Source organism: Nocardiopsis flavescens, assembly GCF_900141985.1.
Classification (GTDB): Bacteria; Actinomycetota; Actinomycetes; order Streptosporangiales; family Streptosporangiaceae; genus Nocardiopsis; species Nocardiopsis flavescens.
The window spans coordinates 182284-197542 of sequence record NZ_FQZK01000004.1; the positions used below are offsets into that span (position 1 = coordinate 182284).

Here is a 15259-nt window from a genome sequence, read left to right on the forward strand (position 1 = left end):
TCAGGGCCGGGGCGGCCCCGTCAGCGCGGGCCGGCGGTGGCGGTGGCCAGGGCCGCCCACAGCAGGGGGGCGGCGGCCGGGTCGCCGGTGGCGCGCCAGCGGTCCAGCCGGGTGCGCTGCCAGTCCGCGAGGGCCCGGACCGGCGCGGGGGCGTCGTGGGCGGCGTCCACCGCGGCGACCAGGCCGGTGAGCGGGCGCTCCGTCGCGGGGACCCGGCCGAACCGGTGCAGGGCGGCGTTGGTCGGCAGCGCCCACCGGGCCGCGGTCACCAGGTCGGCGCCGTTGCGCAGCAGGGCCGAGGCGGGGCCGAAGGGCTCGGCGAAGCGGGTGTCGGCGCCGCTGTCGCAGGCGATGAGCGCCACCCGCGCCGGGGACGGCCACTCCTCGTGCCCCGGGCGCCCGCCCGGGACGCCCAGCAGCAGGTCCTTGGCGCTGAGCGGGCGGTGGCCGCGGACCGGCTCGGCCCGGCCCTCGGCGTCCGCGGTGCAGCAGAGGTGGAGGAGGGTGTCCTCGCTCTGCCCCTCCCGCACCGGGGCGGAGGTGGCGTGGCCGACGTAGAGGAGACGGCGGGCCCCCGCGCGCAGGGCCGAGCCCAGCCAGCGGCGGTCCTGGTCGGTGCGGCGCAGCGCCTCCCGGGGGGCGGCCACCCGGGGGACCATGTCGTCGGCGGCGCGGTGGGCGTCGACCAGGGCGAGCGCGTCCGGGTCGGTCCCCGGCCGCCCCAGCACCGACCCCAGGGCGGAGTCGGCCCGAAAACCCGGCACCCGCGGGTCCAGGACCAGCACGGCCGGGCCGCCGGGCGCGGGTTCGGGACGGGGGCCGGCGGTCAGGGCCGCCGGGGCGGCCAGGGCCACGTCCGCCAGGTCCAGCAGGCGGGTGCCGTCGGGGTCGGTCACCAGCAGCTCCCAGGGCACCCGGCCGGTGCGCGGGGAGGGCTGGACGCGCACCAGCGGGCGCAGGCCCAGGCCCCGGGCGACGGCACGGATCTGACCGGTGAGCTCGGCCGGCCAGAGCACCTCCGCGAGCCGGGCGGACAGGGCGGGCTCGGCCGCCGGGTCCGCGAGGGCGCCGCGGGCCAGGGCGTCGGCCACGCCCTCCGGGCCGGGCAGCGCGGCGGCCAGCTCGGCGAGCACGGCGTCGGTGTCCGGCCCCGGGGCGTAGCCGGTGCCGAACCCCTGGGCGCCCGCCGTCCAGCGCCAGGACATGTACAGGCCGTCGGCGTCGGCCAGCCGCACCAGCACCGTCGGCACCGGCTCCGGATAGGAGCGGTCGGACCCGGCGACGGGTGCGACGCGCCCGGCGGAGGACACCGGGCGGCGGTAGCGGGCCTCGGCCGCGGCGGCGTACTCCTGGAGGGCGAAGCGCCCCGGCGACACCTCCACCCGCGGCACCGCGCCCACCCGCAGGCCGGGGGCGTGCGCGGCCGGGGCGGGGAAGAGCACGGACACCGGGTCGGCGGGGCCGGGGGCGCCGGTGGCGGCCAGCGGCGCACCCGCGCAGAACACCTCGACGAGTTCGAAGAGCAGGCCCTGGTCGCCGGTGCTCCAGGCCAGGCGGAAGGCCAGGTCCGCGGCGGCGCGGGACAGCGCGTCCCAGCGGGCGCGGGCGTGCCCGGTGGCGAAGTCGGCACGCACCGCCGCCAGGGCGAGCGCCACCGGGACCGCCGCGGCCAGGGCCGCGCGCAGCGCCTCGTCCCCGCCGTCCGGGAAGGCCCCCGCCTGTGCCAGGGCCTCGGCGGTCCGGGCCGCCAGCAGGTCCACCTGGGCGCAGCGCTCGAAGGCGCCCTGCTCCTCGAAGTGCGCGCGGGCCCGCAGGGCGCGGTCGTGTGCGGCGGCCGTGTCGCCCGCGGCGAGGGCGCGGCGGGCGTCCTCCAGCAGGCCCTCCCCCAGGGCGGCGCGCACCCCGCGCTCCTCGAAGCGGGCGCGGGAGGCCGCCGCCAGTGCCTCGGCGGTGTCGGCGGAGCCGCGCATCCGGGCCAGGACGGCGCGCACCTGCTCGCAGGCGGCCAGGGAGACGGGGTCGCCCTCGCGCTCGAAAGCGACGGAGGCGCGCAGGTACAGGCGCTCGGCCTCCTCCGTGTCGCCGCGGAGCAGGGCCAGGTGGGCGCGCCCGCCGTCCAGGGAGGCGGGTTCGCCGCCCAGGGCGCGAAAACGCTCGGCGGCCCGGGCGAGGAGGTCCTCGGCCTCGTCCGTGCGCCCGGTCTCGGCGAGCAGGTCGGCCAGCCCGGCCAGCAGGTACGGGACGGGGTGCAGCTCCGGGTCGGTGGCGGCCAGCGCCGCGCGGTACAGCTCCTCGGCGGCGCCCCACTCACCGCGGGTGACCAGCAGCAGGGCGCGCCCGCCCGCGGTCTCGGCCCGGTGGACCTCGGGGGTGGCGCTGTCGTCGGCGCGGACCGCCGCCTCGTCCAGCAGGACCGCGGCGGTGTCCGCGTCGCCCAGGCGGCGGGCGTTCTCGGCGCGTTCGATGAGCGCGTGGACGAGCAGGCCCGCCCAGGCCGGGCGGGCGGTGCGGCCGGTGGCGTGCGGGCCCAGGGGGCGCAGCAGGGCCAGGGCGCGGTCCAGGTCGGCGGCGGCCCCGGCCAGGTCGGCCAGGCCGGTACGGGCGCGGCCCAGGTCGGAGAGCAGGGCGCCGCGCAGCAGGTCCACGGCGGGCGAGGGGTCGAGGCCGTCGGCCAGGGCGAGGAGCCGGTCGAGGATGTCGCGGGCCTCGCGGGGGCGGCGCAGCTCCAGGAGGGTCCCGGCCCTGGCCAGCCACTCGTCGAAGGGTTCGCCGAAGAACACGCCGTACTCGATCGGGACGTCGTCCCCGGGTCGGCTCGCGGTCATCAGAAGTCCTCGTCGTCGCGGGCGGCGCGGACCTCGGCGGCGAACGGGGGCGGCTCGCCGGGGCCGGCGGGGGCACCGCGGGCCAGGTCGAGGCGGCGGGCGGCCAGGGCGCGCAGGCGGTCGCGGGCCGCGGCCGCGCCGGGACCGCTCGGTCCGGGGTCGAAGCCGGGCAGCAGCACGGCGACCCGCGGGTCGGGCACGGCGGTGGCGGGCAGGTCGAGGCCGGCGCTCCCGGCCCAGGCGTCCCCGTCGGGGGCGAGCGGGACCAGGAGCGGGGCGGTCCCGGCGGAGGGCGCGACCTCGGCGACGGGGCGGGCGGCGGCGGACGGGCGCAGCGGTCCCGCGACGGCGCGCACCTCGACGACGCGGGCGGCGCCGCGGGCCAAAACGGTCCAGGAGACGGCGTCCTCGGCGGCGTCGACGAATCCGGCCGGGTACCGGCACCAGTCGTTGGCGCCGTGGCCGCGCGCCAGGGTCCGGGCGGGGCCGGGCGCCCCGGGGCCGGCCGCCAGGGCGTAGCCGTCGGGGCGGGCCGGGGCGGCGGGCGGCGGGGCCGCGCCCAGGAGCGCGTCGACGCCCTCGCCGTCGAGGCCGGCCGCGTCGGCGACCGCGGCGAGTGCGGCGGCGAGGCCGGGCGGGTCCTCCTCCAGCAGCGCGCCGATCCCGGCCCGGTGCTCCAGCAGCAGGTCGGCGGCCTCGTCCGGGGGCAGGGCGCGGTGGCAGCTGTGGGCGAGGGCGGCCAGTTCCAGTCCCAGCAGGTCGGGGTCCAGGGCCGGGACGCCGTCGAGCCGGGAGGCGGGCCACCAGCGGGCGGCCCAGTGGCCCAGCGCCAGCGCGGCCAGCGGCCGGGCCAGAGCGCCCGGGGCGGCCCGGACCCGGAGGGGGGCGGGACCGGCGGCGGCGACCGCGCGGGCGGTGCCGGGGCCGTAGAGGTCCCAGAGCCAGGCCTGGGCGGCGGAGGCGTCGTCCAGGTGTGCGTCGGGCAGGCCGGGTCCGGTGACGTCCGGCCAGGTGAGCAGTGCGCCGTCGGCGTCCAGCACCGCGGAGGCGAACGGGGGCGGGGCGGCGGGGCGGCCGACGACGGAGACGGCGACGCCGTCCTCGGCGGCGGTGACCTCGACCAGGGGCGCGGGGTCCGGGGCGGGGCTCACGCCGCGCTCCCGGAGGCGTCGGCCGTCCCCGGGCCGGGGGCGGCCAGGGAGCGCAGCACCGCGCGGACGCGGGCGCGGTGGTCGCGCAGCACGGAGTAGGAGATGCCGTCCAGCAGGGCCCACAGCTCCGCGGTGTCGGATACCGGGACGGCGTGGGCGTCGCGGCCGTGCAGGCGCGCCCACAGGCGGCGGACGTAGGCGGTCCAGGGCTCGCGCAGGGCGCGGGCCGGGTCGGCGAAGGGGCCCTGCGTCCACGCGGGGTCGACGGTGGCGCGGCGGGCGCGGGCCACCGAGGACTCGCGCCGCCAGCGCCGGTCGAGGGCCCGGTGGGCGGCGGTGGGGCCGGCGCCCGATCCCAGCGGGTCCAGGCCCGCGGCCAGGCGTCCGCCGACCAGGAGGGCGGCCCGCAGGGACTCCCCGGTGAGGCCGAGCGGGGCGCAGGCGCGCGCCACCTCGGCGTCGACCAGCTCGGGGACCGGCGGGAGGTCGTCGTGGCCGGGGGTGCGCAGCAGGGTGAAGACGCGCTCGTAGACGCTGCGGTCCAGGGGCGCGGGCAGGGCGGTGGTGGAGGCCCCGGCGCCCACGGCGGGCGGCGGCGGGACGTCGGCGGCGGTCAGGCCCAGGTGGGCGGGGACGCCGGGGCGGCCCCAGCCGGACACGGGGCCGGTCCACAGCGCCGCGCCCAGGGAGCGGCCCGCGGCCCCGTCGACCAGTGCCGCGAAGGCGGGCCCGCCCCCGCCGGAGAGGCAGGAGTCCAGCACGGCGTCCGCCAGTTCCCGCAGGTGCTCCGCGGGCGCGGTCGGCCGGGCCGGCCCCGTCGGCCCCGGCGTGGCGGCCGGGACGACCGCGTTCCGTGTGGAACCCGGGACGGTTGAGTCCGGCGGGGCCGCCGACACCGGTGCGGCATCCGGGACGGTCGCCCTTGAAGAAGCACCCGCGACGGAAGGGCGAGCCGGGACGGGTGCGGCGGCCGGGACGGCCGCCTCGCGTGAGGTGCCCGGGACAGAGGTGGCGCCCGGAACAGGCGTGGTGCCCAGAGCGGTGACGTCCGGCGGGGCCGCCGACACCGGTGCGGAAGACGGGGCTGCCGTGTCCAGAGGGGCACCCGGGACGGCCGCGTCCCGCGGGGGCACCGGGACGGCCGGGACGGCCGTGCCCGGGGAGGCAGCCGGTGCCGGGGCGGCGGGCGGGGCGTCCGGGGGCGGGGGTGCCGACGGGGCGGCGGCGAGAGGGCGATCGGCCCAGGCGCGGGCCAGGGCGGCGGCCACGGCCCGGGCCCGTTCGGGGTCGCCCAGGTGCTCGCGCAGCGCCGACACCGTCCGGTCGCCGCGGTCGGCCGCGTCCAGTACCGCCGCGCGGGCCACGTCCTCGGCCGCCGGGCCGTCCGGGGCCCCGTGCTCGGCGGCGAGTTCGTAGCAGCGCTGGAAGTACAGGTCCTGGGGGTTGCCGCCGACCACCTTCAGCGCCCGGCGCACCCGCTTGAGCAGGGCGAACCAGCGGGCGGTGGCGACCAGGCGGTCCCCCTCTCCGCGCAGCAGCCCCGCGGCCAGCCCGGCCGCCCGCGGGGTGAGCAGGTCCCCGGCCAGCTCCGGGCGCAGTACCGGCCGCAGCACCAGCGGCAGCACGACCAGCTTCACCGTGCGGGTGAGCGGGGCGCCGTCGGGACCGCTCAGCGGTTCCAGTCCGGGGCCGAGCACGCGCCAGGCCCGGTCGATGACCTGCGACCGGGGGCGGAGGCGTTCGTCGGGGATCTCCGGCACGGGACGACGATACCCGGCCCCCCGCGATCCGGTCCGGCCGGAACCTGGGATCGGTAGGCGGGGCCCCGGGTGTCGACTGTGCACGACCACGGAAGAGAACCGATCGCCGAGGAGGCACCCCGTGAACGCGGTACGACTGATCCTGCGCCTCGTCTTCTTCGCCCAGCTGCTCGCCGGGGCCGGCCTGCTCGGCTGGTACCTGTGGGCGGGGCTGACCGCGCCGGACGACGCCTTCCCCGGCCCGTGGGAGATGTACATGGGCGCGGGCATCGCGGGGGCGGTCCTGCTGCTGACCGCCTTCCCCATGGGCATGACGGCGTCCTCGCTCAAGGGCCTGGGCGGGGCCCGGGCCATGGCCGCGGCCCCCCTGGCGGTCGGCACCGTCACCGACTGGCGGCGCACCGGGCTCACCGTCAACGACGCCCCGCAGATCGCCATCACCCTGGACGTGGAGACCCCCGAGGGGTACCGGTTCAGGGGCGTGGCCAAGGAGCTGCTCGACCCGGCCGAGGTCGGCCTGCTGGAGCCGGGCGCCGTCCTGCCGGTCCGCTACCGCCCGGACCGCCCCGGCGTGGTCGCCATCGACCGCAGCGGCGACCAGGCCGCGGCCCAGGCCGCCTTCGACGCGGTGATGCTGCGGGCCGGGCTCACCACCCCGCGGGCCCTGGAGATCGCCGCGCACGGGATCGCCGCCCAGGGCGTCATCACCGAGGTCCGCCCCACCGGGAACCTGGTCGGCGGCAACCCGGAGATGGACGTCGAGGTCGCGGTGACCCGGCCCGAGGGGGGCGTCTTCCACACCCGCACGGTCAAGCGGCTGCCCGCCCGGCTGTCCACGTCCCTCCAGGTGGGCCGGGTGGTCACCGTCCACTACCTGCCGGGCCAGGAGGACGAGATCACCCTCCAGACCCCGGCCAACCCGGGCGTTCACTGACCCTCGCCAGCACCGGCGCGGCGGCGCCGGCCGCGGGGCGGCCGGTGCCCTAGCCTGTGCGCGGCAGCATCTCCCCTTCTGTGGAACCGGTGATCATGACCGACGTCGACCTCCGTCCCCTCGGCGACTCCGACCTGCGCGTCTCCCGGCTGTGTCTGGGCGGGAACGTGTTCGGGTGGACCGCCGACGAACCCGCCTCCTTCCGCGTCCTGGACGACTACGTCGCGGGCGGCGGCACCTTCATCGACACCGCCGACTCCTACACCGCGTGGATCGAGGGAAACAGCGGCGGCGAGTCCGAGACCGTCATCGGCCGCTGGCTGGCCGACCGGGGCCGTCCCGAGGGCCTGGTGCTGGCGACCAAGGTCGGCCGGCACCCCGGGTTCCGCGGACTGTCCGCGGCCAACGTCCACGCCGCTGCCCGGGCCTCGCTCGACCGGCTGGGCCTGGAGTCCGTCGACCTGTACTACGCGCACATCGACGACCCCGAGACGCCGCTGGAGGAGAGTGCCCGCGCCTTCTCCGAACTGGTGGACGCCGGCCTGGTGCGCCGCATCGGCCTGTCCAACCACGCGCCCGAGCGCATCCGCGCCTGGCTGGACATCTGCGCGGACCGGGGCCTGCACGCCCCGGTCTGCGTACAGCCGCACTACAGCCTGCTGGAACGGGGCGCGGAGGACGCGCTGGTACCGCTGGCGCAGGAGCGCGGGCTGGCCCTGCTGCCGTACTTCGGGCTGGCGCGCGGCTTCCTGACCGGCAAGTACCGGCCGGGCGGCCCGGCGGTGGACAGCCCGCGGGCGGGCGGCGCCTCGGCGCTGCTGGAGGACGCGCGGGCGCTGCGCGTCCTGGACGCCCTGGACACGGTGGCCGGGCGGCTGGGCGTCGCGCAGGCCGCCGTGGCGCTGGCCTGGCTGGCCGACCGGCCGTCGGTCGCCTCGGTGCTGGCCAGCGCGCGCGGCCCCGAGCAGCTGGCCGACCTGCTGTCGGTCCAGTCGCTGGTGCTGGACCCCGACTCCACCGCCCTGCTGACCGAGGCCTCCGCCCCCTGACCGCCCCGCGGGCCGGGCGGCGCCCCGGGACGCGCGGTGCCCGTCGCGGTACGGCACCCGGACGCCGGCGGGCGGCGCCCCGGGACGCGGCCGTGATGGTGCGCCGTCCCGGGGGACGGGGCGGCGGCACCCCCGCCGGGAGTGCCCGCCCCGCCCCCGCGGGCCGCGCGGCGGCTCAGCCCGCGTCGTCCAGCAGTTCCCGGAGCAGGTCCCCCACCTGCTCCTGCGCGAGCAGGAACCCGTCGTGCCCGTACGGGGAGGAGATCACCCGGGCCCGCCCGGGCACCGGCAGGTGCCGGGCGATCTCCTCCTGCTGGGCGAGCGGGTACAGGTGGTCGGTGTCCACCCCGGCGACGAGCGTGCGCGCGGGCATGCCCTTGAGGGCCCGTGCGGCTCCGCCCCGGCCCCGTCCCACGTCGTGGCCGTTCATGGCCTCGGTGAGCACCACGTAGCTGGCCGGGTCGAACCGCCGGGCGAGCTTCCACGCCTGGTGGTCCAGGTAGGACTCCACCGCGTACCGCCCCCCGCGCCCGGGCTCCTCCCCGTCCTGGGGGCGGCGGCCGAACCGGTCGTCCAGCTCCGCCGCGCCCCGGTAGGTGACGTGGGCGATGCGGCGGGCCACCCCGAGGCCGTCGACCGGGGCGCGGCCGGTTCCGTGGTAGTCGCCGCCGAACCAGTCGGGGTCCGAGCGCACGGCGTGCAGCTGCGGCGCGGCCCAGGCGATCTGCCAGGCGGTGGTGGCCGCCGGGCAGGCCAGGACCAGCGCCCGGTCCACCCGGTCGGGCAGGGTGAGCGCCCACTCCAGTGCCCGCATCCCGCCCATGGACCCGCCGACGACCGCCGCCCAGCGCTCCACGCCCAGGGCGTCGGCGACCGCCGCCTCGGCGCGCACGGTGTCGCGCAGGGTGAGCCCGGGGAACCGGCCGCCCCAGGGCCGCCGGTCGGGTGCGGGGGACGAGGGCCCGGTGCTGCCCTGGCAGCCGCCCAGGACGTTGGGGGCCACCACCAGGAACCGGTCGGTGTCCAGCGGCCGTCCCGGGCCGACCAGGCCGTCCCACCAGCCGGGGTCCGGGTGGCCGGGACCGGCGGGGCCGGCCGCGTGGGAGTCGCCGGTGAGGGCGTGCAGGACCAGGACCGCGTTGTCGCGGCGCGCGTTGGGCCGCCCCCAGGTCTGGTAGGCGATGCGCGCCCCGGGCAGGGCGCGCCCCGACTCCAGCTCCAGGGGCGCGGGCAGGCGCACCCACCGGCGCCCTCCCGGCGGGTCCCCCTCCCGCCGGCCGCCGAAGGGCCCCTCGCGCGGGGGGCCGTCCCGCCCGGGGGCGGGACGGCCCGGCGTGAACGTCACCGCAGCGCCCGTGCCGCCCGCAGGCCCAGCTCCAGGTCGGCCCGGAGGTCGTCGACCCCCTCCAGCCCCACGGCCAGGCGGACCAGGCCGGGGGTCACGCCGGCGCTCAGCTGCTCCTCGGGGGTGAGCTGGCTGTGGGTGGTGCTGGCCGGGTGGACGATGAGGCTGCGCACGTCGCCGATGTTGACGAGCTGGCTGAACAGCTCGGTGCCGTCCACGAACGCCTTGCCCGCGTCCACGCCGCCGCGCAGCTCGAAGGAGACGACGGCCCCCGCGCCCCGCGGCAGGTACCGGGAGGCGAGCCCGTGGTGGGGGCTGGAGGGCAGGCCGGCGTAGTGGACCCTCTCGACCTCCTCCCGGCCCTCCAGCCAGGAGGCCAGCGCCAGGGCGTTGTCGACGTGGCGCTCCACGCGCAGGGACAGCGTCTCGATGCCCTGGAGGATGAGGAACGCGTTGATCGGGGCGATGGCCGCGCCGGTGTCGCGCAGCACCTGCACCCGGAGCTTGGCGGCGTAGGCGCCCGGCCCCAGGGCCTCCCAGTAGCGCAGCCCGTGGTAGCTGGGATCTGGCTCGCTGAACCCGGGGAAGCGCTCGGGGTCGGCCCCGAAGTCGAAGGTCCCGGCGTCCACGACGGCGCCGGCGATCGTCGTGCCGTGCCCGCCCAGGTACTTGGTGGCCGAGTGGACGACGATGTCGGCACCGTGCTCGATCGGCCGCAGCAGGTAGGGCGTGGGGACGGTGTTGTCCACCACCAGGGGCACGCCCTCCCCGTGGGCGGCGTCGGCGACGGCGCGCACGTCCAGGACGTCGCCGCCGGGGTTGGCCAGGGTCTCGGCGAAGTACAGCCTGGTGGTGGGCCGGGTGGCGGCCCGCCACGCCCCGGGGTCGTCCTGGTCCCCGACGAAGTCCACCTCGACGCCGAGCTTGGGCAGCGTGTAGTGGAAGAGGTTGTAGGTGCCGCCGTAGAGCAGGGCGCTGGAGACGATGTGGTCGCCCGCCCGGACGAGGTTGAGGACGGCGGCGGTGACGGCGGCCGAGCCCGAGGCGAAGGCGACGGCGGCGACGCCGCCCTCCAGGTCGGCCAGGCGCTGTTCGAGCACGTCCTGGGTGGGGTTGCCGATGCGGGTGTAGATGTTGCCGGGCTCGGCGAGGCTGAACAGGTCGGCCCCGTGCTGTGTGTCGCGGAAGGTGTAGGACGTCGTCTGGTAGATCGGCGTCGCCCGGGCGTTGGTGGCGGTGTCGGGGGCGGCTCCGGCGTGGATCTGCCGGGTCTCGAAGGACCAGGGGTGTTCGGGGTCGGTCATCGGCGCACCTGTACCTTTAATCCAGATAGGAAAAGTAGGGAATTGGTCGCAGCGTAACACCGCGACCACGCGGATGCCAGGGCTTCGGCGACATCGGCCCTGGACCCGGGGGCTGCGACCCGCGGCGCCGCCCCCGCCGCACCGCCGCCGACCGCCCGCCCCACGCCGGTTCCCGCTACCGGACGGCGGAAGGGTCATCACCTAGGGTGATCGGGTAAACACACTGCGCCCCGGGGGACGACCACGATGACCCACGACCTTCCCGACGACGGCGACCGCTCGTTCGACGAGTTCCTGGCCCGCTTCCTGGGGTCCTCCCGCGGCCAGGTGCGCCGCGTGGACCTGTCCAGGCTCATGAGCCCCGAGGCCCGCCAGGTCGCCGACGCCGCCGTCCGCCGCGCCCTGGAGGACGGCGGCGCCGACGTCGACAGCGTGCACCTGCTCTGGGCGCTGCTGCGGTACCGGCCCGCCCGCGACCTCGTCGAACGCGCCGCGGGCGGCGCCGCACAGCTGGAGGAGGTGGTCGACCAGGCCGTCGCGCAGGCGCCGCGGTCCGTGCGCGCCTCGGTCCGGCTCACCCCGTCGGCCAAGCGCGCCATGCTGGACGCCTTCCAGATCGCCCGCGCCACCGGCAGCTCCAGCATCACCCCCGAGCACCTGCTGTTCGCCCTCGCCGTCAACCCCGACGGCGCCGTCGGGCGGCTGCTGCGCGACTCCGGGGCCACCCCGCAGAACCTCCAGCAGGCCGCCGGGCCTGCGACCGCCGCCGGGGAGCCGGCCGAGGGCGAGCCCTCCGACACGCCCACCCTGGACGAGTTCGGCACCGACATGACCGCGCTGGCCCGCGAGGGCAGGCTGGACCCGGTGGTGGGCCGCGACGACGAGGTCGACCAGTGCATCGAGGTGCTGGCCCGGCGCCGCAAGAACAACCCGGTCCTCATCGGCGACCCCGGCGTCGGCAAGACCGCCATCGTGGAGGGCATCGCGCAGCGCATCTCCGACGACGACGTCCCCGAGACGCTGCGCGGGCGCCGCCTGGTCCAGGTCGACCTGGCGGGGATGGTCGCCGGGACCCGCTACCGGGGCGACTTCGAGGAGCGCCTCACCACGCTCATCGACGAGATCCGCGACGGGTCCGACCGGCTGCTCGTCTTCATCGACGAGATCCACACCATCGTCGGCGCCGGGGCCGCCGAGGGCTCGATGAACGCCGGGAACATGCTCAAGCCCGCCCTGGCCCGGGGCGAGCTGCACGTCATCGGCGCCACCACCATCGACGAGTACCGCAAGAACATCGAGAAGGACGCCGCCCTGGAGCGCCGGTTCCAGCCCATCCTGGTCCCCGAGCCGTCGGTGGCGGACACCATCGAGATCCTGCGCGGCCTCCAGGACCGCTACGAGGCCCACCACCAGGTGCGCTTCAGCGACGGGAGCCTGGTCGCGGCGGCCGAGCTGTCGGACCGCTACGTCACCGACCGGTTCCTGCCCGACAAGGCCATCGACCTGGTCGACCAGGCGGGCGCCCGGGTCCGGCTGCGGCTCACGACCTCCGGCTCCGCGCTGCGCGAGCTGGAGGAGCGGCTGCGCAGGCTGGAGGAGCAGAAGGACCGGGCCGTCCAGGACGAGGACTACGAGCGGGCCTCGGCGCTGCGGGACGAGATCTCCACCGCGCGCGGGTCCGTCCACCAGGCGCGCGGCACCGGGTCGGCGGTGCCGGAGGTGACGGCCGAGGACATCGCCGAGGTGGTCTCGCGCAGCACCGGCATCCCCGTCTCCCGGCTCACCCAGGAGGAGCGCGAGCGCCTGGTCGACCTGGAGGCGGTGCTGCACGAGCGGGTCGTCGGCCAGGACGAGGCGGTCACCGCGGTCTCCGAGGCCATCCGCCGCTCCCGCGCCGGGCTGGGCGACCCCGACCGGCCGGTGGGCAGCTTCCTGTTCCTGGGCCCGACCGGCGTGGGCAAGACGGAGCTGGCCAAGGCGCTGGCGGTGGCCCTGTTCGGGTCCGAGGACGCGCTGGTGCGCCTGGACATGAGCGAGTTCCAGGAGCGGCACACCGCCAGCCGCCTGACCGGGGCGCCCCCCGGGTTCGTCGGGTACGAGGAGGCCGGCCAGCTGACCGAGGCGGTGCGCCGCCACCCGTACTCGGTGCTGCTGCTGGACGAGGTCGAGAAGGCCCACCCCGACGTGTTCAACCTGCTGCTCCAGCTGCTCGACGACGGGCGGCTCACCGACGGGCAGGGCCGGACCGTGGACTTTCGCAACACGGTGGTGATCATGACCAGCAACCTGGGGTCGGAGGCGATCACCGGCGGGGGCCCGATGGGGTTCACCGCCGACGGCCAGATGGACCCCGACACCGAGCAGCGGGTGATGCGGCGGCTGCGGGAGGAGTTCCGGCCCGAGTTCCTCAACCGGATCGACGAGATCGTGGTCTTCCGGCAGCTGGACCGCGGGGAGCTGGACCGCATCACCCGGCTGATGCTGGCCGCCACGGAGCGGCGGCTGCGGGCGCAGGGGATCACGGTCCGGTTCACCGACGAGGCGGTGGAGTGGCTGTCCCGGCACGGGTACCAGCCCGCGTACGGTGCGCGGCCGCTGGCCCGCACCATCCAGCGCAGCGTGGGCAACCGCCTGTCGCGGATGGTGCTGGACGGCCAGGTCGCCGAGGGCGACGACGTGGTCGTGGACGTGGACGACGGCGGGGAGCTGCGGATCTCCACCGCCGCTCCGGCCTGAGCCGGGCGGTCGGCCGCCGTCCTGGCTCGGCGGCCGACCTGGCTCGGGTCCCGGCGGAGCGGGCGCGCGGCGGGGCCGGCGTCCGGGGCCGGGCCGTCCCCCGCGGCGGGGCCGCGGGGAACCGGCTGTGCGGGGCGCGTCCCCCACGGGCGCGCCCCGCACGTGCGGGGCGGGAGGCCGTCAGGCGGCGGTGCCGCTCTCCCGGATGCGGTCCCGGATCCACTCGCCCGCCGGCTTGAGCGAGTCCCACGAGCCCGAGGAGCACGAGCCCGTCCGGAAGACCGCGCCGGTGCGGAAGTCGTCGGAGAAGTTCCAGTTGACCCAGCTGATCTGCTCCTCCTCCATCAGGTCGAGGTAGGCCTGGGCGGAGGCGAAGTCGTCGGGCCCGTCGCCCGTGTACTCCTGGGTGCCGAACTCGGTGACGAACAGCGGCAGCTCCTGCGCGGCGGCGCGGAAGCCCTCGCGGTGGAACGACGTGTGCGAGGCCGCGTAGAAGTGGAACACGTACATGATGTTGTCCGCGTCCACCGGGTCCGCCGTGATCTCGGTGTGGTCGCCGTTCTCGGACAGGCCCAGCGAGGACCAGCCGCGCGTGCCCACCAGCACGACCGCCTCGGGGTCCTCGGCCCGGATCACCGGGATGACCTGCTCGGCGTAGCCCTTGATGGAGGACCACGGCACGCCGCTGGGCTCGTTGGCGATCTCGTAGAGGACGTTGTCCTTGTCGGCGTGCACCTCGGCGATCTCGGAGAAGAAGGTGCGGGCGGCGTCCAGGTTGTGGTTGGGGTCGCCGGGGCTGAGCATGTGCCAGTCGACGATGACGTACATGCCGCGCTCGGAGGCGTCCTCGATGAGCTCGTGGACCCGGTCGGTGAACCCGCGCGGGTCGGTCTCGTAGCCGCCCTCCTGGATGTACATGGACACGCGCAGGACGTCGGCGTTCCAGTCGTAGGCGAGCGTGTCCAGGGAGGAGTCGGTGAGGCAGTGGCTGAACCACTGGAGGCCGTGGGAGCTCATCCCGGTGAGCTGCACCGGCTGCCCGGTGTCGTCGCAGAGCTTGAGCCCGCACACCTGGAGCTGTCCGTGCTCGCCCACGGGGGTGGCGGCGGCCGAAGAGTCCGCGACGGTGGCGGCGGGGCCCGCGGCGGTCTGGCCGTTGACGGCGAACGCGGTGGCCGCGACCAGGCCGAGTCCGAGCAGCAGGGTCCCCGCCCGGGCGGCGCGCCCGGCAAAGGTTCGGGGGGTACGTGTGTGGCGGGGCGGAACTCGGGTCACGGCATCCTCCGGCGGGGGGTGGCGGCCCGATGCGACCGGGACCGGGGCCGCACCGAACCGGAAGGAGTCCTTCCTGATTCCGCAACCTAAGCGCCCGTCACGCTGCGGTCAATCCCCCTTACCGAACGAATTCACTCCCGCCCTCCTCCGTCCCGCTGGGCGCGCGCCGTGCCGGGCTCCGCGGCGGAGGCCCCGCCGCGGGCGGACCGGCGTGCGGGCGCACACCCGCGGCGGCGCCCCTGCCGGGTCAGACCGGCTCGGGCTGGGGCTCCGGGGAGGGCGGCTCGGGGAGGGGGCCGGGGCCCGGCGGTACGGGGTCCGGCCCCGGCTCGGGCGGCACGGGTGCGGGCACGGGCGGGAACGGGTCCGGCGGCATCGGCGGGTCCGGCACCGGCTCGGGATAGCGGAGCCGGTACCGCGCCGAGCGGTGCGGCCGGGACGTCGGGTGCTCGTGCGAACGGTGTGATCGGTGCACGGTCTGCATCTCTCCTCCGTGCTGTCGGGGGGGCGGTGCCGGCCGGCGGCCCGCCCTCTGCGGGCCGCCTCCCGGGAGCGCGGTGTCGCCGCTCGCCGCCCCTCCTGTCGTGTCCTGGGTGGTCCGGGTTCTCGTGCGGAGGGGATGTGTACACGGCTACCCGCGGCGGCGGCGCGGAAAACCCGCGCCGGCGGCGCCCGGGGCCCGCACGCACTCCCGGGCGGCGGGCGGCCCGCCGCCGCGGTACCGGCGGCGACGGCCGGGAGGGCCCCGCGCCACGCCGCGCGACATCCGAGGTCACGGCGGTGCGGCTCCCGGAGGCCGTTGCCCGTGCCCGCGTGCCGGGGGTAACGTGCGGCGGGTGGACTCCCCCGTGCACACCGGGCGCACGCACGTCGACCGTCC

9 protein-coding genes are annotated in these 15259 nt (G+C 77.6%); 3 read left to right on the top strand and 6 right to left on the bottom strand.

The window, feature by feature from the left end; all coding sequences use genetic code 11:
- Positions 1-20: 20 nt before the first annotated feature.
- From BUE45_RS32925 to BUE45_RS09690, 3 genes are read right to left on the bottom strand one after another with little or no spacing between them, the layout of a single operon-like run.
- Positions 21-2825, bottom strand: a complete 2805-nt coding sequence (locus BUE45_RS32925; RefSeq protein ID WP_218619515.1) for a CHAT domain-containing protein — start codon at positions 2823-2825, stop codon at positions 21-23.
- Positions 2825-3976, bottom strand: coding sequence for a hypothetical protein (locus BUE45_RS09685; protein WP_073377871.1), 1152 nt, complete (start codon positions 3974-3976; stop codon positions 2825-2827). Before BUE45_RS09685 ends, BUE45_RS32925 begins: the two co-directional genes overlap by 1 nt.
- Positions 3973-5736, bottom strand: a complete 1764-nt coding sequence (locus BUE45_RS09690; protein WP_073377884.1) for a hypothetical protein — start codon at positions 5734-5736, stop codon at positions 3973-3975. Before BUE45_RS09690 ends, BUE45_RS09685 begins: the two co-directional genes overlap by 4 nt.
- Positions 5737-5857: 121 nt before the next feature.
- Here BUE45_RS09690 and BUE45_RS09695 point away from each other — a divergent pair, with 121 nt between their 5' ends.
- Entirely contained in the window at positions 5858-6670 is an 813-nt protein-coding gene (locus BUE45_RS09695; RefSeq protein WP_084737092.1) for a DUF3592 domain-containing protein, read from the top strand.
- Between the two features lie 95 nt (positions 6671-6765).
- Positions 6766-7719: an aldo/keto reductase gene (locus BUE45_RS09700; RefSeq protein ID WP_073378280.1), complete on the top strand. Its 954-nt coding sequence runs from the start codon at positions 6766-6768 to the stop codon at positions 7717-7719.
- A 175-nt stretch (positions 7720-7894) separates the two neighbouring features.
- Here BUE45_RS09700 and metX read toward each other — a convergent pair whose 3' ends face one another.
- Both metX and BUE45_RS09710 read right to left on the bottom strand, forming a co-directional pair.
- A complete protein-coding gene (gene metX, locus BUE45_RS09705) occupies positions 7895-9064 on the bottom strand; it encodes a homoserine O-acetyltransferase MetX (protein ID WP_073377886.1) in 1170 nt (389 codons plus the stop codon).
- Positions 9061-10368: a bifunctional o-acetylhomoserine/o-acetylserine sulfhydrylase gene (locus BUE45_RS09710; RefSeq protein ID WP_073377888.1), complete on the bottom strand. Its 1308-nt coding sequence runs from the start codon at positions 10366-10368 to the stop codon at positions 9061-9063. The genes metX and BUE45_RS09710 overlap by 4 nt, the downstream gene beginning before the upstream one ends.
- A gap of 246 nt (positions 10369-10614) precedes the next feature.
- Here BUE45_RS09710 and BUE45_RS09715 point away from each other — a divergent pair, with 246 nt between their 5' ends.
- On the top strand, positions 10615-13104 hold the full coding sequence (locus tag BUE45_RS09715; protein WP_073377890.1) for an ATP-dependent Clp protease ATP-binding subunit: 2490 nt from the start codon (positions 10615-10617) through the stop codon (positions 13102-13104).
- Positions 13105-13284: 180 nt separating this feature from the next.
- Here BUE45_RS09715 and BUE45_RS09720 read toward each other — a convergent pair whose 3' ends face one another.
- The gene (locus BUE45_RS09720; protein ID WP_073377892.1) at positions 13285-14379 is read right to left on the bottom strand and encodes a glycoside hydrolase family 5 protein; all 1095 of its coding nucleotides are present in this window, start codon (positions 14377-14379) and stop codon (positions 13285-13287) included.
- Positions 14380-15259: the final 880 nt, after the last annotated feature.

Excerpts from the sequence above, each read along its gene's own strand:
- BUE45_RS32925 (WP_218619515.1), bottom strand. The coding sequence starts at position 2,825 with ATGACCGCGAGCCGACCCGGGGACGACGTCCCGATCGAGTACGGCGTG.
- BUE45_RS09700 (WP_073378280.1), top strand. The coding sequence starts at position 6,766 with ATGACCGACGTCGACCTCCGTCCCCTCGGCGACTCCGACCTGCGCGTC.
- BUE45_RS09710 (WP_073377888.1), bottom strand. The coding sequence starts at position 10,368 with ATGACCGACCCCGAACACCCCTGGTCCTTCGAGACCCGGCAGATCCAC.
- BUE45_RS09715 (WP_073377890.1), top strand. The coding sequence starts at position 10,615 with ATGACCCACGACCTTCCCGACGACGGCGACCGCTCGTTCGACGAGTTC.